This is a genomic window from Halorhabdus rudnickae (genome assembly GCF_900880625.1).
Classification (GTDB): domain Archaea; phylum Halobacteriota; class Halobacteria; order Halobacteriales; family Haloarculaceae; genus Halorhabdus; species Halorhabdus rudnickae.
Genome location: NZ_CAAHFB010000001.1, coordinates 59593 through 85073, shown reverse-complemented (window position 1 = coordinate 85073; position 25481 = coordinate 59593). Strand labels below are relative to the sequence as shown.

The 25481-nt window shown below is 63.9% G+C and carries 27 protein-coding genes and 1 tRNA gene; 16 read left to right on the top strand and 12 right to left on the bottom strand.

The window, feature by feature from the left end; all coding sequences use genetic code 11:
- Positions 1–161: 161 nt before the first annotated feature.
- Complete coding sequence (gene pfkB, locus BN2694_RS00420) at positions 162–1073, top strand: 1-phosphofructokinase (protein ID WP_135661558.1); 912 nt, start codon at positions 162–164, stop codon at positions 1071–1073.
- A 91-nt stretch (positions 1074–1164) separates the two neighbouring features.
- A complete protein-coding gene (fba, locus tag BN2694_RS00415) occupies positions 1165–2157 on the top strand; it encodes a class II fructose-bisphosphate aldolase (RefSeq protein ID WP_135661557.1) in 993 nt (330 codons plus the stop codon).
- A gap of 67 nt (positions 2158–2224) precedes the next feature.
- On the opposite strand, the gene BN2694_RS00410 is transcribed toward fba, so the two are convergent.
- Positions 2225–2878 (bottom strand): alpha/beta hydrolase, encoded by a 654-nt coding sequence (locus BN2694_RS00410; RefSeq protein ID WP_135661556.1) that lies wholly within the window; start codon positions 2876–2878, stop codon positions 2225–2227.
- 106 nt (positions 2879–2984) lie between these two features.
- Between BN2694_RS00410 and BN2694_RS18205 the strand changes: the two genes are divergently transcribed.
- Positions 2985–3134, top strand: coding sequence for a DUF7557 family protein (locus BN2694_RS18205; protein ID WP_449272214.1), 150 nt, complete (start codon positions 2985–2987; stop codon positions 3132–3134).
- 61 nt (positions 3135–3195) lie between these two features.
- Here the strand turns inward: BN2694_RS18205 and BN2694_RS00400 are convergent, their stop codons facing one another.
- Positions 3196–3645 (bottom strand): DUF5799 family protein, encoded by a 450-nt coding sequence (locus BN2694_RS00400; protein WP_135661554.1) that lies wholly within the window; start codon positions 3643–3645, stop codon positions 3196–3198.
- A gap of 111 nt (positions 3646–3756) precedes the next feature.
- On the opposite strand from BN2694_RS00400, the gene BN2694_RS00395 reads away from it, so the two are divergent.
- Positions 3757–4653, top strand: a complete 897-nt coding sequence (locus BN2694_RS00395; RefSeq protein ID WP_135661553.1) for an NAD(P)-dependent oxidoreductase — start codon at positions 3757–3759, stop codon at positions 4651–4653.
- Positions 4654–4671: 18 nt separating this feature from the next.
- Here BN2694_RS00395 and BN2694_RS00390 read toward each other — a convergent pair whose 3' ends face one another.
- Both BN2694_RS00390 and BN2694_RS00385 read right to left on the bottom strand, forming a co-directional pair.
- Complete coding sequence (locus BN2694_RS00390; protein ID WP_135661552.1) at positions 4672–4953, bottom strand: DUF7410 domain-containing protein; 282 nt, start codon at positions 4951–4953, stop codon at positions 4672–4674.
- Positions 4954–4981: 28 nt separating this feature from the next.
- The gene (locus BN2694_RS00385; protein WP_244605318.1) at positions 4982–6409 is read right to left on the bottom strand and encodes a hypothetical protein; all 1428 of its coding nucleotides are present in this window, start codon (positions 6407–6409) and stop codon (positions 4982–4984) included.
- Between the two features lie 134 nt (positions 6410–6543).
- Between BN2694_RS00385 and BN2694_RS00380 the strand changes: the two genes are divergently transcribed.
- The 3 genes from BN2694_RS00380 to hmgA all read left to right on the top strand — a co-directional run bounded on the left by BN2694_RS00380 (position 6544) and on the right by hmgA (position 9152).
- Positions 6544–7395, top strand: a complete 852-nt coding sequence (locus tag BN2694_RS00380; RefSeq protein WP_135661551.1) for a cytochrome c oxidase subunit 3 — start codon at positions 6544–6546, stop codon at positions 7393–7395.
- A gap of 83 nt (positions 7396–7478) precedes the next feature.
- A complete protein-coding gene (locus BN2694_RS00375; RefSeq protein WP_135661550.1) occupies positions 7479–7721 on the top strand; it encodes a DUF7385 family protein in 243 nt (80 codons plus the stop codon).
- A gap of 219 nt (positions 7722–7940) precedes the next feature.
- Positions 7941–9152, top strand: coding sequence for a hydroxymethylglutaryl-CoA reductase (NADPH) (gene hmgA / locus BN2694_RS00370; protein ID WP_135661549.1), 1212 nt, complete (start codon positions 7941–7943; stop codon positions 9150–9152).
- A gap of 2 nt (positions 9153–9154) precedes the next feature.
- Here hmgA and BN2694_RS00365 read toward each other — a convergent pair whose 3' ends face one another.
- The 6 genes from BN2694_RS00365 to BN2694_RS00340 form a co-directional block, all read right to left on the bottom strand.
- Positions 9155–9598, bottom strand: coding sequence for a hypothetical protein (locus BN2694_RS00365; RefSeq protein ID WP_244605317.1), 444 nt, complete (start codon positions 9596–9598; stop codon positions 9155–9157).
- A 294-nt stretch (positions 9599–9892) separates the two neighbouring features.
- Complete coding sequence (locus tag BN2694_RS00360; RefSeq protein WP_135661548.1) at positions 9893–10417, bottom strand: DUF5817 domain-containing protein; 525 nt, start codon at positions 10415–10417, stop codon at positions 9893–9895.
- A gap of 38 nt (positions 10418–10455) precedes the next feature.
- Positions 10456–10890 (bottom strand): GNAT family N-acetyltransferase, encoded by a 435-nt coding sequence (locus BN2694_RS00355; protein WP_135661547.1) that lies wholly within the window; start codon positions 10888–10890, stop codon positions 10456–10458.
- A gap of 190 nt (positions 10891–11080) precedes the next feature.
- Entirely contained in the window at positions 11081–12358 is a 1278-nt protein-coding gene (gene icd, locus BN2694_RS00350) for an NADP-dependent isocitrate dehydrogenase (RefSeq protein WP_135661546.1), read from the bottom strand.
- 96 nt (positions 12359–12454) lie between these two features.
- Complete coding sequence (locus tag BN2694_RS00345) at positions 12455–13150, bottom strand: hypothetical protein (RefSeq protein ID WP_135661545.1); 696 nt, start codon at positions 13148–13150, stop codon at positions 12455–12457.
- Positions 13151–13217: 67 nt separating this feature from the next.
- Complete coding sequence (locus BN2694_RS00340; RefSeq protein ID WP_135661544.1) at positions 13218–13703, bottom strand: DUF309 domain-containing protein; 486 nt, start codon at positions 13701–13703, stop codon at positions 13218–13220.
- Between the two features lie 123 nt (positions 13704–13826).
- On the opposite strand from BN2694_RS00340, the gene BN2694_RS00335 reads away from it, so the two are divergent.
- The 6 genes from BN2694_RS00335 to BN2694_RS00310 all read left to right on the top strand — a co-directional run bounded on the left by BN2694_RS00335 (position 13827) and on the right by BN2694_RS00310 (position 20133).
- Positions 13827–13910: transfer RNA gene (locus BN2694_RS00335), tRNA-Leu, on the top strand.
- Between the two features lie 349 nt (positions 13911–14259).
- Entirely contained in the window at positions 14260–16506 is a 2247-nt protein-coding gene (locus BN2694_RS00330; RefSeq protein ID WP_135661543.1) for a beta-glucosidase family protein, read from the top strand.
- A 95-nt stretch (positions 16507–16601) separates the two neighbouring features.
- Complete coding sequence (gene sdhC / locus BN2694_RS00325) at positions 16602–16991, top strand: succinate dehydrogenase, cytochrome b556 subunit (protein ID WP_135661542.1); 390 nt, start codon at positions 16602–16604, stop codon at positions 16989–16991.
- Between the two features lie 3 nt (positions 16992–16994).
- Positions 16995–17363, top strand: a complete 369-nt coding sequence (locus BN2694_RS00320; RefSeq protein ID WP_135661541.1) for a succinate dehydrogenase hydrophobic membrane anchor subunit — start codon at positions 16995–16997, stop codon at positions 17361–17363.
- The gene (locus tag BN2694_RS00315; protein WP_135661540.1) at positions 17360–18286 is read left to right on the top strand and encodes a succinate dehydrogenase/fumarate reductase iron-sulfur subunit; all 927 of its coding nucleotides are present in this window, start codon (positions 17360–17362) and stop codon (positions 18284–18286) included. Before BN2694_RS00320 ends, BN2694_RS00315 begins: the two co-directional genes overlap by 4 nt.
- A 5-nt stretch (positions 18287–18291) precedes the next feature.
- On the top strand, positions 18292–20133 hold the full coding sequence (locus BN2694_RS00310) for an FAD-binding protein (RefSeq protein WP_135661539.1): 1842 nt from the start codon (positions 18292–18294) through the stop codon (positions 20131–20133).
- Positions 20134–20157: 24 nt separating this feature from the next.
- On the opposite strand, the gene BN2694_RS00305 is transcribed toward BN2694_RS00310, so the two are convergent.
- Complete coding sequence (locus tag BN2694_RS00305; RefSeq protein WP_135661538.1) at positions 20158–21642, bottom strand: replication factor C large subunit; 1485 nt, start codon at positions 21640–21642, stop codon at positions 20158–20160.
- 121 nt (positions 21643–21763) lie between these two features.
- Here BN2694_RS00305 and BN2694_RS00300 point away from each other — a divergent pair, with 121 nt between their 5' ends.
- Together BN2694_RS00300 and BN2694_RS00295 are read left to right on the top strand one after the other, a co-directional pair.
- On the top strand, positions 21764–22732 hold the full coding sequence (locus BN2694_RS00300) for an ABC transporter ATP-binding protein (RefSeq protein ID WP_135661537.1): 969 nt from the start codon (positions 21764–21766) through the stop codon (positions 22730–22732).
- Positions 22729–23973, top strand: coding sequence for an ABC transporter permease (locus tag BN2694_RS00295; protein WP_135661536.1), 1245 nt, complete (start codon positions 22729–22731; stop codon positions 23971–23973). Before BN2694_RS00300 ends, BN2694_RS00295 begins: the two co-directional genes overlap by 4 nt.
- Positions 23974–23977: 4 nt before the next feature.
- Here the strand turns inward: BN2694_RS00295 and BN2694_RS00290 are convergent, their stop codons facing one another.
- Positions 23978–24646, bottom strand: a complete 669-nt coding sequence (locus tag BN2694_RS00290; protein WP_135661535.1) for a metal-dependent hydrolase — start codon at positions 24644–24646, stop codon at positions 23978–23980.
- Positions 24647–24751: 105 nt separating this feature from the next.
- Between BN2694_RS00290 and BN2694_RS00285 the strand changes: the two genes are divergently transcribed.
- Positions 24752–25459 (top strand): helix-turn-helix domain-containing protein, encoded by a 708-nt coding sequence (locus tag BN2694_RS00285; RefSeq protein ID WP_135661534.1) that lies wholly within the window; start codon positions 24752–24754, stop codon positions 25457–25459.
- Positions 25460–25481 lie beyond the last annotated feature (22 nt).

The following is a 25481-nucleotide window of genomic DNA, read 5'->3' as shown; positions in this document are numbered from 1 at the left end:
CACGCTATCGCTCGAGGCCGTATTCCCGGGAGAACTCGGAGAGAGCAGGATGATCTATGGCCCCGGTTCCGGCAAGATCGACCCGTTTAAGGCAGTGTAGCGAGAGAGTTCGACGGGAAAAGGAACGTCGGCGATAGACCGACGTTTCGGAGGACACTACGATGATACTGACAATTACGCCAAATCCGGCAGTCGACCAGACGATCGAGATCGGCGAAGACCTCGAGTCGGACACTGTCCAGCGTTCGACGGACGCACAGTTCGACTCGGGAGGCAACGGGATCAACGTCTCGCAGTTCCTGCAGGCACTCGATTTCGAGACGGTTTCGACGGGCATCGTCGGGGGCTTTACGGGTTATTTCATCAGGCAGGATCTGGAGACCTACGACGTCACGACAGACTTCGTCGAGGTCGACCAGCCGACGCGAATGAATACGACGATCCTGCCGCCGGGTAAAGAGTACAAGCTCAACCAGTCGGGACCGGAAGTCGAACGCGAGGCCGTCGACGAACTGATCGATACGATCCAGGATCACGATCCGTCCCTGATCAACATCGGCGGGAGTCTCCCCCCGATGATGGACGCCAGCGACGTCGACCGACTCGCCCAGGCAGGCGACTGGGACACCGCCTTGGACGTCCACGGTGATCTCATGCAGCAACTCGAAAACGAGTATGAGTACTGCAAGCCCAACCGCGAGGAATTGACCGAAGCGACAGGGATCGAGATCGATACGATCGACGACTGCGCCGAGGCGGCACGGGAACTCCAAGAGATGGGCTTCGAGCGCGTCCTGGCATCGATGGGCGGAGACGGTGCGATGTTGGTCACGCCCGATGAGACGCTGTACGCCCCGGCACTGGACGTCGATGTCGTCGATACGGTCGGGGCCGGCGACTCCATGTTCACCGGCGCGCTGTGGGCCTACGAGCAGGGCTGGGAGGACGAACGAGCACTGCGGGCAGGCGTGGCAACGTCCGCCCATCTCGTTCAGGTGAAAGGGCCGAGCATCCGCGAACTCGACCCCGAGTCGCTGATGGACGATGTTCGCGTCTGGTCGATGCGCGGCTGATCGTCGACCACCACTGAAATTTCGTTCGGTAGCGGGAATTTTCGTATACGTTTTAACGACGGCAGCGTAACGTCACGGTGGTGACCTACTGATGGCGTTTTACGGCGGAGACGAACTCGCTAATGTGTACGACGAGGCTCTCGACGGAGGGTTCGGACTCGTCGCGAGCAACGTCGCGGAACCGAACGTGATGATGGGCCTGATGGAGGGGGCCGAACAGGCAGACTCGGACCTGCTCATCCAGATGAGCGCCGGAGCCTGCCGGTTCGCGGGCAACGGTGACGCCGAGGCCGGCCTGCGTGCCATGGGGAACTACATGGACGTCATCGCCGAGCAGTACGACGTCGGCGTGTTCCTCAACATGGACCACCAGACGGACATGGACTTCATCGACATGCAGGTCGAGACGGCCATCCCCTCCTCGATCATGATCGACGCCTCTCACGAGGACTTCGAGGAGAACGTCGCCCGCTCGAAAGAGGTCGTCCAGAAGACCGAACAGGCCGACGAGGAGATCCTCGTCGAGGCCGAACTCGGTCAGATCAAGGGTGTCGAAGACGAGATCGTCGCCGAGGAAGCCTTCTACACTGATCCCGAGCAGGCTGTCGAGTTCGTCGATCGGACGGGCTGTGACCTGCTGGCGATCTCGGTGGGGACCCAGCACGGCGTCGCCAAGGGCAAAGACCTCGATCTGAAGCCCGATCTGGCGACCGAGATCCACGAGGCCCTCGCCGATCACGGCCTGGAGACGCCGCTGGTGCTGCACGGCTCCTCCGGGCTCCAGCCCGATCAACTGTCGGACTTCATGGATCGTGGCATCTGTAAGGTCAACAAGGACACCCGCTACCAGTACGAGTACACCCGGAGCCTTTACGATCTCTACCGAGAGCACGGCGACGAACTCGTCCCGCCGGAAGGCGTCGAGGACCAGCGCGACGCGTTCTTCAACGACCTCGATTGGTCGCCCAACAAGGACGTCTTCGACCCGCGCGTCGGCGGTCGCGACGTTCGTGAGCGTATCGCTGACGTCTACGCTGGACTCGCCGAGGTCTCGGGCAGCGCCGGCCGAAGCCTCTACAAGTAGCGCGATCCCGGCTCGTTTTCACCTGCGGTTTCGGTGTCCATCGGTCGCCCGCCCAGCCCCATCTCGTTCAATTGGTCGACGCTTCGTCACGGAGAGCCCCGACCATCCCGGCGACGAACTCGCGCTCATCCTCGTTGACGCCGTGGCCCATCCCCTCGTAGAGTCGTTTCGTCACGTCGCCGTTCAGTTGTTCGAACACCTCGGCCGTCTCGTGAACGCGCGTCTCGGGGATATGTGGATCCACGTCGCTACAGCCCAGGAAGACCGGCGTCCGCGCAAGATCGCCATCGTAACCCGTCGGCTCGATCGTTTCGCCGATAAGACCACCGCTGAGGGCAGCGAGCGCGCCGTATCGGCGCGGGTTGCGGGCGACGAACTCGCTGGCGAGACACGCACCCTGCGAGAAACCCACCAGGGCGACCCGTTCGCGCGGAATGCCTGTTCCGGTCGCCTCATTGACAGCGTCGTCGATCGCTGCGAGCCCAGAGGACCGGCCGGGTTCGTTCGACTCGGCCGGCGCGGTGAACGGGTTCGGGTACCAGGTGTTGCGGGCAGCCTGGGGTGCGAGATACACAGCGTCATCGTCCGGGAACGCCTCGGCCATCTGTAGAATGCTCCGGGCGGTCGCGCCCCGGCCGTGGATCAAAACGACAGCGGCGTCGGCGGATTCGACATCCGTGCCGGTTCGCTCAAGTGACTGTCCCTGATGTGGCCCGGTCATGGACGGGTACCCCAGACTGGGTGGGCGTGTTGGCGCGTGAGTCCGCACATATTCCGTGTTATATCGCCCCGTCGGTTAAGGGGATTGCCGTCAAATATCCAATTATATAACATCAATCGAACTCGACGAGGAGACCGTCGAGCGACTCGATGCCCTCCGGATCGAAGACGTATCCTACGACGAGATCGTCACTGAACTGATCAACATCTACGAGGCCGAGGAACTGACGCTGTTTCGGACCGGCGACGAGGTTTAGAGCCCGGGCGAGGGCCTGGCGGTCGGACCGGCGAAAAGCGAGGAACTGGTGAAGGGCCTGGCTATGTATCTCGGGCCAGTTCACAGACGTTCGCCCACCGGCCTCGCTTCTCTAAGCGTGACTGTAACTGATCGACATATTCCTCGGCTAGTTCTTCGGCCGCTTCACGGAGTTGATCGTTGCCCCCCTCGAAACCGAGTGCGTTCTTGAGTCCGCTGAACAGACCACCGCTTTCGCCACTACTGGTCCCGGAGCCGGCCGACATAGCTGCCCCGCCACCACGCTCGTCCATGCGTTTGATCTCGTCCATGACGCTCGAGAGACGACTTGTGTCGGCGACGAGACGGGCCGAGTCGGGATCTTCGGGGCCGTCGATCTCGAATTCGACGGCCGTCATAACCAGCCCCCACTGTTGGTTGGACAGCGGCGAAGCCTCGACGCGATCGGCGAACTCCTGGTCAGTCTGCATCCGTTCGGTAGCGATCTGCTCGCTCCAGGAATCACTGCTCATACTGGGTCATTCACCCCCCGCCCTCATGAGCGTTGTCGCTTTCGGGGCCCAACCAGTGAGGAGTACTGCAAGCCGTAATCCTTCTATCGCCGGCGACCGAATGCCACTCGTATGCAGACAGTCGGATTCATCGGTCTCGGCGCGATGGGCGCGCCGATGGCCGAGAACGTCAGCGACGCCGGGTACCCGCTGGTCGTCTACAACCGGACGCGCTCGCGAACCGAACCGTTCGCCGAACGTGGCGAGATAGTGGCAGACTCCGTCCGAGAAGTCGCTCGGGAAGCGGACGTAGTGGTCGTGGTTGTCACCGACGACGAGGCGCTGGAGGCTGTCCTCGAGGGCGACGATGGCGTCCTCGCAGGCCTCACCGACGGCACGATCGTCCTTCAGATGAGTACCGTCACCCCGGCCGCGACCGAGGCCGCAGCCGAGGCGGTCCGGGACGCCGGCGGGCAGTACGTCGACGCGCCGGTTTCGGGGACAGTCGGGCCTGCCGAGAAAGGCACACTCACGGTGCTCGCAGCCGGCCCCGACGATCTACTCGGAGACGTCGAAGGGGTTCTCGGAGCGATCGGTGAGCCGATCGTCGACTGCGGCGCGGTCGGCGACGGCGCACGGATGAAGCTGTTCGTCAACCTCCTGCTCGGAGACATGATTGGTGCCTTCGCCGAGGCGCTCGCGTTCGGCACCGCCCAGGGCCTTTCCTACGACGACATGCAGACGGTCGTCGAGGCCGGGGCCGTCGACTCGCCGCTGTTCTCGATCAAGGGCGAGAACATCGCCGCGGACGATTTCGAGCCGCGGTTCCCCATCGACCTGCAGTTCAAAGACCTCCGGTACGCCGTCGAGGAAGCCAACGACGCAGGCGTCCCGCTCCCACAGACGGCCGCCGCCCGCGAAACGTTCAGTGCCGCAAGCAGCATGGGCCACGGCGGCGAAGACATGGCTGCGGTCGTGAAGTTCTTCGAGCAGGTGGCGGGGCTGTCCGTCGGCGACAGTGAGTCGTAGCCGTCGTCGAATTCGGCGTCACACCACCGCGTAGGTCATCAACAGCACGAAGTAAAGTAGAATCAGCGCCAGCAACGCTTTGAGCCGGAAGACGTTGAGCCGATCGCTCTCGCTCTCGTAGGCGTCCTCGAACGCATTCGTCTCCGCATCGTCGAGCGCTCCCGGGTGGTCGTAACCACGGTGCAGTACCAGCAGGTCCTCGCGGACGAACGGCCGACCGCAGTCGGGGCAGCGGACCGGATCTGCGTCGGCGGGCACGTCGAAGTCCGTGTCGTCGATGTGTTCGGTGGGCATGGTCATGTACAGTCTGTCCTGGTAGTTGACATGGCTAGAGGAACGGCGGTTGGATCGAGGGTTGCGTGACGATCCAGAGGCTCGTCATCGTATAGAGCACCATCACGGCGATGAACGGGTACTGGCTCCGGATCGCCTGCAAGCGACCCGGGAACAACTCGAAGGCAGTCGCGTGGGCGATCCAGATCGCCAGCAGGTGTCCCACGAGAACGCTCGCGACCGGGACGGCCGTGAACCAGCCCGGTAGCGATAGCACGGGCACGGTCGCGGGCGGAGAGAAGGGGGACCCGAGCACCGTCAGCAGGACCGGCGCGAGCGAGAGGAAATATCCCAGATAGTGAGCGAGGTGGTAGCCGGCGGCAATCGCCAGTAAAGGTGGGGCAAACCGCCGCGCGAGGACGGCGGCCGCCAGATACGTCTCCCCTGTCCGGCGGGCGTACCGAGAGGCGAGGCGATAGATCGCGAGGAAGAGCACGAACCCCGCGACGAGAACGAGTGGGTAAAGCAAATGGGCGGGGACGCCGGCCTCGATCAGCGGGCGGGCCACCTGTCGCCAGGCCGGGGTCGCGACGAATCCGTCGTAGGTCGTCGCCCACAGGAGAGCGACGACAAAGGCCACCTCGCTCGCGTCGGTGACCAGATCCGACCGGGTCAGTCCGACGCCAGGGAGACGAACGGGGAGTCGCCGGTCGTCGTCGAGCACCCTCCGGTCGGTGCCGGTCGCCGTCGCGGTGTTCGCCACCGGCGCGACGTGGCCGTAGTACCGAAAGACCCGCGAGACCGGATCGACACGCTCGAACCACGCCTCGGATCCGAAGACGACGGCACCCGAAAGCGTCACGGCAGTGTAGCCGAGCACGACCGTCGTCAGGAGTGCGGGCGCGTCGGCGAGTGGACTCACCACTTCGACCCAGACCAACGCCAACAGGCCGACGACGCTCGGCCAGGCACCGACAGCGGGGAGGTTTCGGCCGAACGACGGAAGCCAGCCGGCGATCGTCCGCCAGGGGTTGAGGACCTGCCAGGACTCGCCGATCAGGTAGGCCGTGGCCGTATACCCCGCCCACCAGCCGACCCAGACCGCGAGCACCGCGAGGTTTCCCAGCCCCTGACTCGGACCGAGATACCCGATCCCGACGATCCCGGCCAGCCCGAGAACACCCGCGACGCGGACGAGCGGTTCGAGAGCGCCCGAGCGAGGGGCTGGAATCGTCCGTCGCCAGCCGTGGATCGCATCGATCAGCCGTCGATCGGTGACGAACGAAGCCAGCAGGAACGACGCGCCGACAGCCGCCCCACCGGTGAGCAGGAACAGCCACGTCGGCACCGTGACCGTTTCGCGCGCCTCGGCACCCAGACTCCCACCGTGGGCCGCGACTGGTATGGCGATGACGAGTATGCCCAGAAGGGTACCCACAGCTGCGAGCGGACGACGGAACCGGCGACCGGGACGGCGATCCATCGGTGAGACGTTCGACGGTCTGCCCCCTGTAAGTTCCGACCGGGCATCGTCGGGGTAGGTGGACAGTCGACCGGACGGCGGCAAAAGGGTCCCCCGAAGGTGCCTTTTTAGCCGTCGGTTGGGTATCGGATCCTATGAGCATCGTGGAGGACTCGGAAACACACGACGGTCACCACCTCCCCGCAACGGAGGACTGGCCACGGGGGTTCGGCGAGGCCAGCTGGTGGCCCTTCATCACCGCTGTCGGGGGAGCCGGCTTCTACGTCGGCGCCGCACTGTGGATACTTGGCATGGGCGAGGACGCCCTCGTCGGGCCGACGGTCGGACCGGCCGCGATCGCCGGGAGTGTGTTGCTCCTGTTGATCGGGATGTACGGCTGGCTGTACCACGCCTTCGTCGCCGACTTCTGGCGTCGCGGGACGGCGACGCGATCCTCGAGTGCGCTCCGTTTTGGGATGTTGCTGTTCCTGGGTTCGGAGATCGCCACCTTCAGCGCCGGGTTCGTCTATTACTTCTTCATTAGAGCGGGTGCCTGGCCGCCCCAGGAACTCCCGCATCTGCTCGGAAGCCTCGTGATCATCAACACCGCTATCCTGATCGCCAGCAGCGTGACGCTGCACTTTGCGCACGTCTACCTCCGGCGTGGGAATCACAAACGGTTCAAGCAGCTGCTCGGCGTGACGCTGGCACTGGGGATCGTGTTCATCGCCGGCCAGGCCTACGAGTACTACACGTTCATCGTGAGCGAGGGCTTTTCCATCACCGAGGGCGCGTTCGGTAGTGCGTTCTACGGCTTGACAGGACTGCACGGCGCCCACGTGACCCTGGGTGCGATCCTGCTCGGGATCGTCTACGCCCGCGGGTTGGCCGGCCAGTACAGCGCCGACCGCCACACCTCCGTCAGCACGGTCTCGATGTACTGGCACTTCGTCGACGCCGTCTGGATCTTCCTCGTCGTCACCCTGTACGTCGGTGCCGCGGTCTGACGCTTCCTGCCGGGCTCTAGCTTTGCCACGCCTTTTGAACACTCCCGCCCACATTCTTTGGGGACGACAGCGTACCGCCAGTCATGGAAGAGTTGGACGTATCGGAGGGGTTCGACGTCCACGAGTACCGCCACGGACTGAAGCTCCTCCGGGACGATCGCGAGACGATGCACCTGGCCAATCGCGAGGGATTTGCCTGTCCGGCCTGTGGACGCGCCTTCGAGAAACTCATGGTCTCAGAAAAGCGAACCCACACCTTCAATTCGCCGCCCGGCCCGTTCTGTCTCGTCCGGACTGACGAGCAACTGCTGGTTCTGACCCACTGATCGCGGAGGAACGTGCCGCTCCTGATAAACTGAACCCCCGAAAAACGGATGCGGGAGCGTCGACCTGGCGGGGAGACATTGTCTCGGACCCACACGGCCGGTGACGATGACGTAGATCCGATTCGATGGTGACCGCCGGCCGGTCGGCTCCCTCGATCCGGAGAACAGGACCAGCCCGGAAGGCAAACTGTTAGGGGATCGGCCGACGAGTCACCGGACATGGCTGACGTGACTGACCTCGTCGAGAAGGTGCGCAGCGGTGAACTCCGGTTGCACGAACTCGAAGACCACGCGGATCCGGACGACGCGGCCGCCGCACGGCGCGAGTACGTCGGCGGCGAGACGGACGCTGACCTGGAGACGATCGGCGCTTACAGCATCGACGCGGCCGACGCCGAACCGAACATCGAGAACATGATCGGGACGGCCCAGATTCCAATGGGTGTAGCCGGCCCGCTGCCGATCGACGGGTCGGCCGCTGACGACGACTTCCACGTCCCCCTCGCGACGACAGAGGGGGCGCTCGTCGCCAGCGTCAACCGTGGGATCGCGGCGATTCGGGACGCCGGCGGTGCCAACGCGGAGGTCCTGAAGTACGGAATCACGCGCGCACCCGTCTTCTCGGTGGCCGACGTCACAGAGGCCGCTACGGTCGTCGAGTGGGTCGAGGACAACGAGGACCTCATCGAGGAGGTCGCCGAGGAGACCGACCCGCACATCACCTACCAGGAAGTCACGCCGTACGTCGTCGGCGACAACGTATTCCTGCGTTTGAGCTACGATACGGGCGACGCGATGGGAATGAACATGGTGACCATCGCCAGCCGGTCTGTCGCCGAAATCGTCGAGGAACACACCCCCGCCTCGCTGGTCGCGGTCTCGGGCAACCTCTGTAACGACAAGAAACCCGCTGCGATCAACGCCGTCGAGGGACGTGGGTACACCGTTGCGGCGGACGTCTTCGTGCCCAGTGATGTCGTCGAGGACCGCTTCGGGACGACCGCCGAGGCCATCGCCGAGGTCAACACCCGCAAGAACCTCGTCGGCAGCGCGAAAGCGGGCGCGCTGGGATTCAACGCCCACGCCGCCAACGTCGTCGGGGCGGCCTTCCTCGCGCTGGGCCAGGACGAGGCCCACGTCGTCGACGGGTCGAACGTGATCACTAGCGTCGAGGCCCGTGAAGACGGCCTCTACGCCTCCGTCACGTTCTCCTCGTTGCCGGTCGGGACTGTCGGCGGTGGCACCGGCTTGCCCACCCAGTCCGAGGCCCTGGAGGTCCTGGGACTGGCAGGCGGTGGCGATCCGGTCGGTACCAACGGTAACGCGCTCGCCGAGGTTATTGCGAGTGCAGGGCTTGCCGGCGAGTTGTCCCTGCTTGGCGCGCTCGCGGGCCGACACCTCGCCAGCGCACACGAGGAACACGGGCGCTGAATTCAGCTTTCGGGTTCAGATACGGAATCGGATTCCTCGTCGATTGCCGTTGAATCCCCATCGGTGTCGTCGACAGCAACGAGTACGTAGCCAAAGCCCTCAGCGATCAAAAACAGCCCGCTGAACGCCAGGATTAGCGCGCCAGTCCCGACGAACAACGGTTTCGATCGGGTAAGGGGAGCTAGAAAGACGAGTACGAGCGCCGCGCCGCCGGAGAGTGCGCCGACGCCCTGTCGGTAGACACCCTTCGTGGCCGAGCGCAGCCCCCAGACGAGCAACGCGAGCGCGAACAGGCCAGCCCCGAGACTGATCACGTCGAACCCGCCGACGCGGATCGAAACGCCGACCGCAGTCGCCACCGCCGCGACGACGCTCGCCACGACGAAGCCGATACCGGTCACCATCGGTGCCGAGCGGGTCGGTCCGTCCGGTTTTTGATCGATCACATCTGTCCGGTTAACCCTCAATCCTCTTGAAACCGGGCGGTCGAATCGATCGCCTTCCCCCCACCCCTCGACTTTCACTTTCACCATGGCCTCCAGGCCGAGACGTATATGTGAAACAGCCGTCGTTTCGATAGCGGCCGATCGGCGAGCACCGGTGGCCGCCGCCACCCATGGAAACGAACGACGAATCAATACCGGCACGCGTACAGCCCTGGCTGGGGCTGGTGAAGCGATCGCTCACGATCCTGGTGCTCGCTCTCGGACTCCTTCGAGCGCTGGGGATCGTCTAACCGCCTACAGCCGTCGATAGCAACCACCGGTCTCCGAGACCTCACCCGACCGAACGAGCGACTGCAACGCACGTCGGGCGTATCCCTCCGGGACGCCACGCTCGGTAGTGTACTCGACAATATCGTCCTCGTCCGGCGAATCCAGCCGCTCTACTGCCTCGATGACGGTGTCGCGACGACTTGTCGATCCGCCGGTCCCCTCACCGGCGCGGCGACCGGCCGCGGCGGTCGCGTCGCTGTCGACGCCGTTCGATTCCAGATACGTCTCGTCGTCGATGACGGCCTCCTCGATGCGGGTTTCCATTTCCGCGTAACTGTCCAGACCGTCGAAGGCCTCGCCTAGATCCTGGCGTTCGGCGAGCATCTTCGCCCGGATCTCCCTGGCCGCGTCGGCCTCTTCAGTTTCGGCGAACTTCCGTCGTAACTCGAAGTTCCGTCGCGTGCCACAGCGGGGACACTGCGTCGTCTCCGGACGCCCCTCGAGGACCCACAGTGCGCTGCACTCCGAACAGCCAACGACCGCGTACATACTTCCACTGTGCGAACAGACCGGCTTGAACCCGGCGACTACGCGATAGATTTGACCATTTCGACGTGTGATATGCCGGCTTCCTCGAACTCGTCGCTGACCTGTTCGTATCCGAGATATTCGTAGAACTCGGCGACCCGAACCTGGCCGTGTAGTTTGAGTCGGGTAAGTCCCTGCCGTGCCGCCTCCGTCTCGACGGCCTCCATGAGTCGCCGTCCGAGTTCCTCCCCGCGATGGGATTGCAGGACTGCCAGCCGTTCGATCTTCCCGACACCGTCTTCGGGTTCGCGCAGCCGCGCGGCCCCGACCGGTTCGTCGTCGGCGTAGGCGACGAAGTGCGTGGCTTCGTCGTCATGCTCGTCGATCTCAATGTCGGGATCGACGCCCTGCTCCTCGACAAAGACGGCAAATCGAACGTCGTAGGCGTCTTCGCGGTCGCCCTCGACCTCGATCCGGTAGTCGTTGGCGGTCATTCGAAACTACCGAACGTACTCCATTCTCGCCAAAGGGTGTTACGCTCGAACAGTCACGAGGAACCCGGCTGTGACGGGACTGTACGCAATCTGTGCTCGTTGTCTGGAAAAGCAGCGAACGCTCGGGCGCTGGCGATAGGCCAGCTTCTCGATATTCTCACGGTGAAACCGGAGAGGACAAACGACCGACTTAGGCCAGCTTCTCGACGTTTGAGACGATTTCGTCGGCGTACTCCTCGGTGCCGAGCTTCTCGGCGTCTTCGAGCTGGCGTTCGAGGTCGTAGGTGACCTTGCCACTGGAGATGGTTTCTTCGACGGCGTCACGAACGAGGTCAGCCGCCTCGTCCCAGCCCATGTAATCGAACATGAGGCGACCCGAGAGGATCATCGCGGTCGGGTTAGCCATGTTCTGACCTGCGCGCTTCGGTGCGCTACCGTGGACAGGCTCGGCCAGGACACGGGCGTCGCCGAAGTTCGCGCCGGGGGCGATACCGAGGCCACCGATCTGTGCTCCAGCGGCGTCTGAGAGGTAGTCGCCGTTGAGGTTCGGCATCGCGAGGACATCGAACTCGTCGGTACGGAGTTGCATCCACTGCAACATTGCGTCGGCGAGGCGTTCCTCGACCATGACGGCGTCTTCCGGAATATCCACTTCGTCCTGGGTCTCCCATAGGGAGTCCGGCGCGGCGAAGACCTCCTCGTCGGGGTACTCCTCCTCGGCGACCTCCATGCCCCACTCGCCGAACTGCCCTTCGGTGAACTTCATGATATTGCCCTTGTGGACGAGCGTGACCTTCTCGCGGTCGTGCTCGATGGCGTAGTCGATGGCCTTCCGGACGAGGCGCTTTGAGCCGAACTCGGTGATGGGCTTGATGCCGATGCCGATCGGGCCGTCGTGCATCGTCTCGTCGAAGCCCATCTCGTCTTCGACGAACTCCCGAACTTCCTCGACCTCCTCAGTCCCTTCCTCCCACTCGATGCCGGCATAGACGTCCTCGGTGTTCTCCCGGAAGGTCACCATGTCCATCTCCTCGGGAGCCTTCATCGGCGAGGGAACGCCGTCGAGATAGTACGTCGGCCGGACGTTCGCGTAGAAATCGAGCGTCTGGCGAAGAGCGACGTTCAACGACCGGAAGCCGGCGCCGACGGGCGTCGTCAGCGGGCCCTTGATCGCGACGCGGAACTCGTCGATTGCGGTGACGGTGTCTTCGGGGAGGTTCTCGTCGTAGCGCCCGCGGCCGGACTCACCGGCGTAGACCCGCATCCAGGCGATCTCGCGGCCGGTCGCCTCGGCGGCGGCGTTGAGTACTTTCTGGGCGGCTGGACCGACGTCCTTGCCGATCCCGTCGCCGTGGATGATCGGGATAATCGGATTCTCGGGAATGTCGAGTTCGTCTGCGTCCTCGTCGATGACCTCGATCGGCTGTCCCTCGGCGGGTACAGAGACCTGATTGTATCCGTCTGCCATGTCCCGACCCTCGCTCGTTGTCCACAAAGGCCTGCCGTTTTCCGCGAGAATCGCACTTCCGGCACGTCTTGCAGCCTTTCCGCCACGGGCCGGCCCTCACAGCATCGCCGCCGTGATCCCGACCGCCAGGGCCGGCCCCTGTTCGAGGATGGCTCGCGGAAGTCGCTGGCGAGCACCGTCGAGCGTATCCGCGAGTGCGCCCGTAGCGGCCTCCTGAACTCCTTCGCCGTGGCCGACGAGAATCCGGTCCGGTTCCAGATCACCGAGGAGTTCCCGCGGCGGCGAGAGTCGACAAGGTAGCGTCAGCGTGACGCGCTCTTCCCCGACGGTCCAGCGGGTCGACAGCAGATCTGGCGTATACAGCGTCCCGTCAGATTCCCGGTAGGCGACCCCCTCTCGCCAGCCTGGCAACGGATCAATCCGATGAACAACGAACCCCGATCCGGCGAGTGCGCCTTGGTAGCGTTCGATCGGCGTGTCGACGTTCTCGGGGACGCGATCCATCCACTCTGGAAGGTAGATCGGTACGTCGTAGCGTTCGGCAAAGACCCCAGCGTCGCGGGTGTGCCAATTCGAGAGCACGGCGACGCCGACGACCTCCCCGAGATCCGTGATCAGGTCGTCCACACTGGGTACGTCGAGTGGATCGAACAGCCAGACGCCGTCATCGCCCCTGATGGCGTGACTCGCTCGTTTCCCCCGCTCGTCAGGGTGGGCGATCCAGCCGACGCCTCCCTCGAAGCGATCGACGACCTGGGGGTCGGTCGCCTCGCCGCGATCGTAGACAGTCATGGCCGACACTGGCGACGAGCGGGGCATAGAGCTTTGGAAACCCGCACGTCCGGAAACAGTGCTACGATCAGTCCAATCCGGCCGCAAACGCGTAATCCGACTCGTCCGCACGCGGGTGATCCTCGTCGAGACGAATCTTCCAGTCGTCGAGTGCCGAGGGATCGTCGGTCGCGTTCGTGACCACGGTCCGAACGTCGAGGACGTCGACGCCGTAGTAATCGTGGGGTACGTCCCGAAGGTACTGCAACGCCGTCTCGAAGAGACTCCGCATGCCATCGTCGTTCTCGAAGTCGTAGTGTTTGTACGCGCCCGCCGCGACTTGGACCATCCCGTGGAGAAAGGCACTCTCGGTCGACCCGCTGCCGTAGTTGTACCACTCGTCTTCGAAACAATCGTGGGAATCGTGGAACGCGCCGTCGTTGTACAGCGCAACGCCATGGACGACCGCGCGCCGGAGCGTGGCGTGTTCCCACTCGTTTTCGGTCGAGTGCCAGCCGGTCGGCGATCCCGCTTGCGGTGGTGAGACCGACGGATCACGGGTGTGACGATCCATTAGCGTGAAAAACGGCCGGCTGACGGGTAAGTCCAGCGCCCGGGGAAATCGGAGTACTCGTCCGTCCGAACTGGACTGAAATCGGGTGATTTAACCCCACGAACCGAGTGCTACCTACTGCGTGCGAGGGTAGCCAAGCCTGGAAACGGCGGCGGACTCAAGATCCGCTCCCGTAGGGGTCCATGCGTTCAAATCGCATCCCTCGCACTGCTGGGCCCATGCGGCCACCCAAACAGTGCAGGAAGATTCTCCCTCTGGGGGCATCTTCCCTCGCAAAAACTTCTCTGAGAACACATCCGAGTAGCTAAGCCTGGAAATGGTAGCGGACGCAAGATCCGCTCCCAGAGAGCCCTATTTGTGAAGAGTCTGGTCACTGTCTCATCCGGGCGTTCTCCGGGAGAAACACACTCGTCAGCGAGTGTCGGCCAGCGAGCCAAACGGGAGATGAACAATTTCAGCAGTTACTAGTACTGTGCCGTCGTACTGGTCAAGAGAGCCCGACGGGAGACAGGCCCTGGTCCAACAGTCCAGTAGCCGCCCGCCTCAAGAATTATCCATGACAGATCCAGATACGCCAACGGACGCGGCCGTACCGACGAGCGAGCGAATCGAGTCACTGATCGACCGGCTCACGCTCGAAGAGAAGATCGACCTGATCCACGGCGGGATCGATCCGGACGGACTGGCGACCGGGTACGTCCCGTCAGTCGAGCGTCTCGGGATTCCATCGCTGTCGATGGTCGACGGGCCGATGGGCGTCCGGGACGTGACGGCGACCGCATTTCCGGCCTCGATCGCGCTGGCCTCGGCGTGGGACACCGACCTCGCCTACGAACAGGGTGAAGCGCTCGGACGCGAAGTGCTGGGGGCCGGCCACGACGTATTGCTGGCGCCGGGATTCAACATCGTTCGCGTCCCCCAGTGCGGGCGGACGTTCGAGTACTACAGCGAGGACCCCCATTTATCGAGTCGCCTGGCAGTCGAGACAGTCGAAGGAGTTCAGGACGCGGGCGCGATCGCGACCGCGAAACACTACGTCGCCAACAACCAAGAGCGGGACCGCCACGCGGTCAGCGCGGAGGTGAGCGAACGCGCCCTGCGCGAGATCTACCTGCCAGCCTTCGAGGCGGCCGTCGAGGAGGCCGACGTGGGTTCGGTCATGGCCGCTTACAACCGGATCAACGGAACCTATGCGACCGAGCACGAGTGGCTGTTGGGGGACGTACTCAAAGAGGAGTGGGGCTTCGACGGGTACGTCGTCAGCGACTGGTGGGCAACGACCGACGGGGTCGCGGCCGCCAACGCCGGACTGGATGTGGACATGCCAGGGGTGCCCCTCCACGAGTGGCACGCTGCCGAGAGTGCCGTACACGATCTGATCGGGGCACTTCCCGACAGCGTCCCCAAGGGGTCGCTCGCGAAACTGGCCGCCAGTCCGTGGCTCCCCGAGGGTACCAACCCGAACCTCTTCGAGGAGAGTGTCTTCGGCGATGACCTCCGTGAGGCAGTCGAACGCGGCAAAGTCCCGGAGACGACGATCGACGAGAAGGTCCGTCGTGTCTTCGGACAGATGGAACGATTCGGTATCCTCGACGACGAACAACCCGACGGAGCGCTCGATGCGCCGGAACATCACGATCTCGCACGGCGCGTCGCCGAGCGCGGGACGGTCCTCCTCCGGAATGAGGAGGCGACCCTGCCGCTGTCTGAAGATCTCGACTCGATCGCGGTAATTGGCCCGAACGCCGATGCGGCCAAGATCGGCGGCGGCGGGAGTTCCGAGGTCACCCCCGCAGCGTCGATCAGTCCGCTCTCGGGCATCCAGGAACGCGTCGACGGTGGGACGACAATCGAGTTTGCCCGCGGCGTCGAGCGCATCGAGGATCCCCACGACGAGGGCGGTATTCTGGACCTCGGCGTGTCCGCGTCCGACGCACCGGGCCTGAACGACGACGGCGAAGATCCCGAGATCGGGAACGCCGTGGCTGCGGCCCGACGGGCCGACGTGGCGGTCGTGGTCGTTCAGGACAACGCAACCGAGAGCGAGGATCGCTCGCTGTGGCTCCCCGACGACCAGGACGAACTCGTCGCTCGGGTCGCCGACGCCGCCGACCGGACAGTCGTCGTCTGCAACACCGGGGGGCCGATCCGGATGCCCTGGGCCGGCGACGTCGAAGCGATCGTCGAGACGTGGTATCCCGGCCAGGAGGACGGCCACATCACGGCATCGGTACTGTTCGGCGACGTCGATCCGGGCGGTCGCCTGCCGGTCACGTTCGGCCGGCGGATCGACGACTATCCCGCGGCGACCGAGAAACAGTATCCCGGCGTCGGGCTCGAAGCCGAGTACGACGAGGGCGTCTTCGTCGGGTACCGACACTTCGACGCTGAGAACGTCGAACCGGAGTTCCCCTTCGGTCACGGCCGCAGTTACACCGACTTCGAGTACACTGACGTGGCCGTCGAGTCCGGGGACGGCCCCGAAGCGACCGTGGAAGTGACCGTCGAGAACGTCGGCGATCGCGAGGGTCGAGACGTCGTGCAGGTGTATCTCGGTCCCGAGGACTCGACGGCGCCGCGGCCGCCCAGAGAGTTGGCGGCCTTCGAGCCCGTCGCCCTGGAAGCGGGCGAAGAGACGACCGTCAACTTGGGGATCGAACCGCAATCCTTCGCGTACTACGACGAGGACGGCGGTACCTGGACAGTGCCGGCTGGCGAGTACACGATCTTCGTCGGTCAGTCGTCCCGTGACGTTCTCGGCGAAGCGACTGTCTCGGTTGCCGAACCGACGACCGTCGAGTAGAGCAGCGGGATACCGCGCGTCCTGACAGCCCCAGAACCGGCGAAGTGATACCCCGGGGACAACAACTATGCCGGTCGGGTCCGTCGCTTGCGGGTATGGCGCAAACGTACGACCGCGGGGCCGTCGAGGACGTCGGCCGGTGGCGGGAGTTCTCCGCCGGCATGTGGGCATGGGTGCTCCACAAGTTCACCGGCTGGGTTCTCATCGGCTATCTGTTCACGCACATCGCCGTGCTCAGTACCGCAACAGGGGGGACCCAACTGTACAACGACACCCTGCAGGGACTGGAGGCACTGCTGGTCGTGCGATTGCTTGAGGTCGGCTTACTCGCAGTCGCTGTCTTCCACATCCTCAACGGGATCCGGCTCCTGTTCGTCGATCTGGGACTCGGCCTCGAGCGACAGGATCAGACCTTCTACGCGTCGCTGATCGTCACGGGAGCGATCGCCGTCGCCAGCGTCCCGACGTTCCTCGCGGGGGTGTGATCCATGGCTGAATACTACTCTTCGTTCAACAAGGGCGGTCGACTGTGGTTCCTCCAGCGCGTGACTGCCGTCATCCTGATCGGGACGCTCGCCTTTCACTTCTTCCTGTTGCACTTCGTCAATCACGCTGCCGAGATCACCTTCGCCGGCACGCAGGCCCGGATGAGCCAGGTTGGCTACTTTATCACGATGGTCGTCTTCCTGATTGCAGCGACGTTCCACGGCGTCAACGGCGTCTACAACGCCCTGGTCAACCAGGGAATCACCGGGATGCCCAAACGCGTCGCCAAGTACGGCCTGACGCTGGCCGGCGTATTGTTGATCGCCCAGGGAATCCGTGTCGCGATCGCAATGGCGGGGTTCAGCCTATGAGTGCCGAAACCGACGCCGAGGCGGACGTGGAGGCCCAGACAGAGGCGGACACAGGCACGCCACCCACCGAGACCGAACCGGAACCGTCCGTTCCGGACACCGGTGCGGAATCCCACCAGGAACGGCGAATGCGAGAAAAAGACGAGCAAGCGCTCGTCCGTGAGGAGGCCACCGCGGACACCGCAGCCGCGGACATCGAGACCGTCGAGATCCGGGTCTATCGCTACGATCCGGAGGTCGAAGGCAAGACGACACCCCGGTTTGACGCCTTCCACGTTCCGATCGAGGAAGGGATGACGGTCCTCGACGCGTTGATCTACGCACGCGACAAGTTCGACTCGAGTCTCACCTTCCGGCACTCCTGCCGGCAGGGCGTCTGTGGTTCAGACGCGCTGTTCGTCAACGGCTCCCAGCGCCTGGGCTGTCAGACCCAAATATCCGACCTCGATACGCCAGTACAGATCGAGCCCCTCCCTCACCGGGAGGTCGTCAAGGACCTCGTCGTGGACATGCAGCACTTCTACGAGCAGATGGACGCGGTCGAACCCTTCTTCGATCCCGACGAGGAACCCGAAGAGGACTTAGAGGAACAGCGCCAGACGCGGGAGAACCGCGAGAAGATCAAGCTCTCGACGCGGTGTATCCAGTGTGGGGCCTGTACGTCGTCGTGTAACGTCGCGGCGGGGGACAACCAGTACCTCGGCCCGGCGGCGATCAACAAGGCCTATCGCTTCGTCATGGACGAACGCGAGGGTGAGGAGCGTCGGAAAGAGCGCCTGGAAATCGTCAAACAGGAACACGGCGTCTGGCGATGTCAGACCCAGTTCTCCTGTACCGAGGTCTGTCCGAAAGACATCCCGCTAACCGAGCACATTCAGGAACTGAAACGCGAAGCGATCAAGGAAGACATCAAATTCTGGTGATCACAATGTACGAACACGACGTCATCGTCGTCGGCGCGGGCGGCGCGGGGCTCAGGGCGGCGATCGCGGCCGCAGAAGAGGGGGCTGACGTAGCTATCGTCACGAAGCTTCACCCGGTACGCAGCCATACGGGGGCAGCCGAAGGCGGGATCAACGCCGCCCTCCAGGAGGGCGACTCCTGGCAAGACCACGCCTACGACACGATGAAGGGGTCAGACTTCCTTGGGGATGCCCCGGCAATCGAGACCCTGACAAAAGACGCCCGGGAAGACGTCATCCAGCTCGAACACTGGGGAATGCCTTTCTCGCGGGAAGAGGACGGCACCGTCTCCCAGCGCCCGTTCGGCGGTCTCTCGTACCCGCGGACGACCTACGCCGGGGCGGAGACGGGCCATCACCTGTTGCACACGATGTACGAGCAGGTGGTCAAGCGCGGGATCGAGGTCTACGAAGAGTGGTACGTCACCGACCTCGCGGTGACAGACGAGGACGACCCCGAAGAGCGGACCTGCCACGGCGTCGCCGCATACGATATCAAGAACGGCGACATCGAGGGCTTTCACGCCCGCGACGGCGTCATCCTCGCCACTGGCGGGCTCGGCCAGGTGTTCGATCACACCACGAACGCCGTCGCCAACACCGGCGACGGGCAGGCGATGGCCTACCGTGCCGGTGTCCCCCTCGAGGACATGGAGTTCGTCCAGTTCCATCCCACCTCGCTCCCATCGACGGGCGTCCTCATCTCGGAGGCTGTCCGAGGGGAGGGTGGGATCCTCTACAACGACGAGGGCGAGCGGTTCATGTTCGAGTACGGCTACGCCAACAACGAGGGCGAACTCGCTTCCAGGGACGTGGTTTCCCGGGCAGAACTCACCGAGATCAACGAGGGCCGTGGCATCGAAGACGAGTACGTCCACTTGGACATGCGCCACCTCGGTGAGGAGCGCATTATGGATCGCTTAGAGAACATTCTCCATCTCGCGGCGGACTTCGAGGGTGTCGACGGTCTGGAGGAGCCGATGCCGGTCAAGCCGGGCCAGCACTACCAGATGGGCGGTATCGAGACCGACGAAAACGGCGAGACCTGCATCGAGGGGCTGTACGCCGCCGGGGAGTGTGCCTGCGTCTCGGTCCACGGTGCGAACCGACTCGGAGGGAACGCCCTCCCCGAACTGTTCGTCTTCGGCAAGCGAGCGGGGTATCACGTTGCTGGCCGAGACATGAAAACGGCGGAGATTCCAACCGGCCCATCGTCCCGGAGCGAAACGAGCGACGTGAACCCGGCAGTCGAGCCCGGCGCGGTCGACCCCGAGACGGACAATGCAGACGAAGATGTCGCCGCCGACGGTGGCGCCCTTGCCGATCCGGAGACGGTCGTCGAACGCGAAGTCGAGGCCGAACGCGAGCGTATCGAGGATCTGCTGGAGCGCGAGGGGACCAATCACGCCGATATCCGTGCCGACGTTCAGGAGACGATGACCGAGTACGTCAACGTCTTCCGGACCGAGGAGGGCATCGAGACGGCACTCGAAGAACTCAAAGAGGCCCGGCGAGCCTACCAAGACGTCGCCGTCGAGGACCCCTCCCGGACGTTCAACACCGACCTCATCCACACCCTGGAGACGCGCAACATCATCGACCTCGCCGAAACGATTGCGCTGGGCGCACTCGCCCGGACGGAATTCCGGGGCGCTCACTGGCGGGCCGAACACCAGACCCGGAAGGACGACGAGTGGCTCAAGCACACGATGATCGCCTGGAACGACGGGGATCTCGATCTGTACTACGTCCCCGTGATTCTCGACGGCGAAGACAAGACCTACGAGCCGGTCGATCGGAGTTACTGAGCGGGTCGTATCAGGAAACGATCCTCAGACGAAGTCGCCCAGCCCGGTCTGTTGGTCGTCCTCGGCCCCCTGTTCGTCGGACGACGTGTCAGCGCTCGCGTCGCGCTCCGTATCGGACTGGTCGTCCGTCCCCGCTGTCTCACTCGACGATAAGTCGGCCCCAGTCGAGTCTTTTTCAGCGTCACTCCCTTCATCTTCGCCCGGTTCGAAGGCACCTTCGGAAGCGTCGACGGTGGCCTCTTCCCGCAACTGCTGTGCGTCCTCGACGATCGACTGGACCTTGTTGGTATCCTCGCCGCTGCCCGTGACGAAGGCCACATGTTCCGTGTCCAGATCGTAGCGAGCGGCCATCGCGACCGTCAGTTCGCGGTTTTTGCAATGGTGGGTCATCGTCTCCAGGTAGGGGACGACCTCGCGGCGGGCCGTGCTCATGCTGACGCCGTTGGTCCGGGCGATCGCCCGCGCCACGTCGTCCCGCGTCGAACGGGCACCCTTCGTCCGGCCCAGTTTCGACCAGTAACTCGGTGGCCCGTAGCGCGTCCAGCCCCCTTTCTCGCCGTCCCGGGCCGCTGCGACGCCCGCCGTCATGTTGTCGGCGGCGTACCGCCAGAACGAATAGTTCTGCGTGGCCCGGACGCGCCCGAGCCAGCGGTCGGCCGTCGAGAGCGAGCGATACGCTCTCGCGAGTTCCCTCCCCTCGTAGTCGTTGGGCATGTTGTCCTCGATCCAGGAGATGAGATCGTCCGGCGTCTCGTCGACGTCATACGATTCCTCGAGGGCCTCTTGGGCGTCGGCTTCCTTGAGGACCGAATCCAGATACTCAAAGATACCTGTCGTCCGGTCGCGCTCGCCCGTGACCACGTCCTCGCTGGTCAAGGTCTCGGTGCCCTCGGCGAGTGCCTGGAGATCCTTGATCGCGCCACGAAGATCCCCGCCGTTCATCTCGGCGATGTCCGTGAGAGCGTCGTCCTCGAAGTCGATGCCCTCCTGGCGGCAGATGTCCCGCAGGACGGGCACGATCGAGCGCGTCGAGATGTCCCGGAACTCGATGTCACGGCAGGCGTTCCGGAGCCCGCGGCTCATCTCGTAGAACTCGTTGGCGATCAGCACCATCGGCTGGTCGGCTTCCTTGACGAGGGACGTAATCGCCCGCGTCCCGCCGCGATCGACGTTGCCGTGGAGGTTGTCCGCCTCGTCGAGGATGACGAGTCTGCGGCCGGAGCCACCCTCGGTCAGCGTCCCGCTCTTGGCGGCCTCGCCCGCCACCTGCTCGATGACGTCTTTCGTCCGGGTGTCGCTGGCGTTGAGTTCGATGGTCGGCCACCCCAGATCGGCCGCCAGGGCGTGGGCCGCAGAGGTCTTCCCGACACCGGGCGAGCCATGGAGGATGACTGCCTCGCGGTGGTCGGGCCAGGTCTGAGCCCACTCTTCGAGGGCGTCACGGGCCTTGTCGTTGCCCCGGACCTCCGTCAGGGTCGACGGACGATGTTTCTCCGTCCAATCGGTCATTGTCGGTCGAAGGATCGACCCGGGGTTAGGTGTTGCGGAGCCCTGGTCACAATACATAAGTGCCAACTGAAGAAACCGCTATGCGATTCGGCATGTCACTAACGCTGGAGAACGCCGGGAGATGACAGGGGAAAGTGTCGAGAGATGCGAGCCAGTCATTGAGGTCTCGGACCTCCGGAAGACCTACGGCGAGACGGTGGCAGTCGACAGCGTGAGTTTCGAGATCCGGGCCAAGGAGGTGTTTGCGCTGGTCGGCCCAAACGGAGCGGGCAAGACGACGACCGTCGAGATGCTCGAGTGTCTGCGGACGCCGAGCGGAGGGTCGGCGACGCTCCTCGGCAATGACATCGCCACCGACGCCCGGGCGATCAAAGCCGAGATCGGCGTCGTCCCGCAGTCTTTCCACACGTTCGACCGGCTAACAGTCCGCGAGAACGTCACACTTATCCGACAGATGTACGACGACGGACAGACAGTCGAAAGGGTCCTCGAAGAACTCGGTCTCGACTCGTGGGCCGATACATCATTCCAGTCGCTGTCGGGTGGCCTACAGCGCCGGACGGGAATGGCGATGGCACTCGTGAGCGATCCTGCAGTCTTGTTTCTCGACGAACCAACGACGGGGCTCGATCCCGGCGCGCGACGGACGACCTGGGACCAGATCGAACGGCTGGCCAACCGCGGGACGACCGTCGTCCTCACGACCCACTACATGGAAGAGGTCGAGCGCCTCGCCGACCGCGCCGCACTCTTGCTCGACGGACAGATCGAGGCGATCGATCGCGTCCCGGCCCTGATCGACCGCTACGGCGGGGCGACAAAGGTCGTCGTCCGGGGTGGCCCCTCGGAGATAGCGTCAGAGGAAGAATCACTCCGTTCGATACTCGAAGCTGCCGCGACGGACACCTACCGCACAGACGCTGGCGACCTCGTCGGATTGTTCGACGACCGTGAACGCGCCCAGGCGACCTACAGCCGCTTACACCAGCACGGTGGCGGGCAAGCGATCGATCTCATCAGTGCAGGCATGGAAGACGTCTTCCTGCGGTTGGCCGGCGCGACGCCGGATGCCAGGGGTGAACTAGAATGAGGCGTGTCGCCGCGCTGCTGGTAGCGCTGTTGCGCGATTGGTCGCGCTCACGGGAGACGGTCTTTTTCGTCGTGCTGTTCCCGATCATCCTGCTGGTTATCTTTAGTACCGTCTTCGCCAGTAGCGCCCCATCGTTCGCCCTCACCGTCCAGAACCAGGACATCAGGGCTGATGGCGAGCCGACGAACCTTTCGGCGACGTTCGTCGAGAACGTCGAGGGAATTGACGCGCTCGACGTGCAGCATCTCGACGCGGATCGCAACCTGACCGAGTGGAGTCAGGAAAGTGAGGGAAGCGGTCGTCGCGTGCTGGTTCTCCCCAAGGGATTCGATGATACTGTCAGGGCCCAGAGCGGCCAGACTCGTATTTCGATCATCCGGGACACCGTCGCGCGTTTCCAGGACGACATCAATGAGAGCGAGCAGGCCAACATACAGCGAGGACTCGATCAGGCTGCCCAACAAAACGCCACAAACGGGAGTAGTGCAACCATCGAGTTCTACGTGCCACCGAACGACGAGTCCGCACCGGTGATCCGTGGAATTGTTGCCCAGGTCGTCGCCCAATTCAACCAAGAGGCATTGGGAATCGACGAGCCCCCTGTCACGGTGTCCAGTGGGACGATCGGGTCGGCGGGTCTGAGTTCGACCGACTACTACCTGCCGGCGTTCATCGCCACGCTCGTATTGATCAACGGCGTGATGACGGTCCCCGGCGTGATCGCCGGCTTCCACCAGAACGGGACGCTCAAACGTCTCGTGGCGACGCCACTACGGAAGCGCGATTGGATCATCGCGAACGTCCTCCAGCAGTCACTGCTCGCGCTCGTCCTGACGGGGGTGATGCTTGTCGTCGCGGCGGTCCTGTTCGACGTCACCGTCGTGCCCGGTCCGCTTGCGATCGCACTCGTCTTGCTCGGTGCGATCGCCTTTTCAGCGCTGGGGATGACACTCGGGAGTCTCCTCCCGAATCCCGACGCGGCGAGCAGTCTCGGTGGCTCAATCGCCTTTCCGATGATGTTTCTTTCGGGCGTGTTCTGGGATATGGACATTATGCCCGAGACGCTGCAAACGATCGGGCGCTTGCTCCCGCTCTATCAGTTTCACCGCGGACTGCGCCGATTACTGATCACGGGCACGACGGACGGTGTCTGGCCAGCCTTCGCGATGTTGGGCGGGATGGCCGTCGTCTTCGTCGCCCTGGCCATCCGGCTAACACGCTGGCGTGATCTGGGCGGCTGAGCCGTCACTCCAGGATCCGGGATTCGGCCAGCCGGACACCGACGACCGCGATACTCGTGAGCACGAGCAGGAGCTGCTGGCCCGAGCGGACGATCGGAAACATCCGTTCGACATTCGCCGGTTCGTCGCCAGCCTGTGGATCGATGCCGGAACTGATGTGGACCTCCTCCGTCGAACCGACGGCGATGTCGCCACCGCCGCCACTTCCCCCACCGCTTTCGACTGGTTCCGGTGCGAGGTCGACGAAGGTCTGGACGAGTCCCCGCTGGTTCGAGAGTTCGATCCGGCCGTCGAACGCATAGAACTGGTCGTGGATCGGGTAGAAAATATTTGCGCCCACGCCAAAGAGGTCCGGACCGATGGCCGCGAACGATATCGCCAGGATACCCACCCACGCCACACGTGGTCCGTGACCGTCGAAACGCGTCTTCAACCAGGAGGCCTCCCGGATGTGCGTATCGTAGACGATCAATCCGGCGAGCGCGAGCGGGAACAGTAGCGTGTGTAACAGTGACCGATGCCCGCCCTCAATCACCAACCCGGCGAAGGCGTCCAGATCAGGGACGATGACCAGCACGGCGACGACAGCCAGCGAACGGATACCGAAGGAGTCCCGGAGCAACGCCGCGGCGATCAGCCCGCCGAGCGCGAGGTGAACAACGGTCGATGGCATGGACGGTCCTGGGTCGTCGGCAGCCATATCGGTTCCGTCTGCTGTTCGTCACATGTCGAAGGGCATTTCGACAATATTTAAGTCGCGGCCGTCTGACGACCGATAATGAGTCAGGCAGAACGCGAGCAGTTGGCCGAGCGGATCGCCGGCGAAATCGCCTGTAGCGGCGAGTCCGGCAAGACGCTACGTAAGTGGCGTACGGACTTCGAGATCACACAAACGGAACTGGCCGACGATCTAGACGTGTCGCCGTCAGTCATCTCCGATTACGAGAGTGGACGACGTGACAACCCGGGTATCGGCGTCGTCCGACGGACAGTTGGTGCGTTGCTTTCCATCGATCAGAAACGTGGCGGTCGACACATCCGTCAGCACGCACGTGTCATCTCCGCCGGCTACGACAGCGACAGCGTGTTAGATCTCAAGGAGTTCGCCGCGGCAGTACCGATCGACCGGTACTTCGAGGCGATCGGGGCGACGGAAATCGCAGCAGGCGACTGGGCGACCGTCGTTGGACACACCGTGATCGACAGTATCGCGGCGATCAAGCGCCTCTCGAGCGAGGAGTTCTACCGGCTGTACGGTCAAAGTTCCAACCGTGTGCTGGTGTTCACCAATGTGACCCGCGGAGAGTCGCCGCTGGTCGCGATGCGCGTGGTCAATCCGACGCCGAACGCTGTCGTACTCCATGGAATCGACGCCGGAGATGTCTGGGATCACGCAGCAGACCTGGCACGGGTCGACGGGTTCGCGCTGGCGACGACGACCGTCGATCTCGAAGAGGTACTCGGCACTGTGAGCGAGCAGTTCTAAAACACGGCGAGGGGATGTGGCC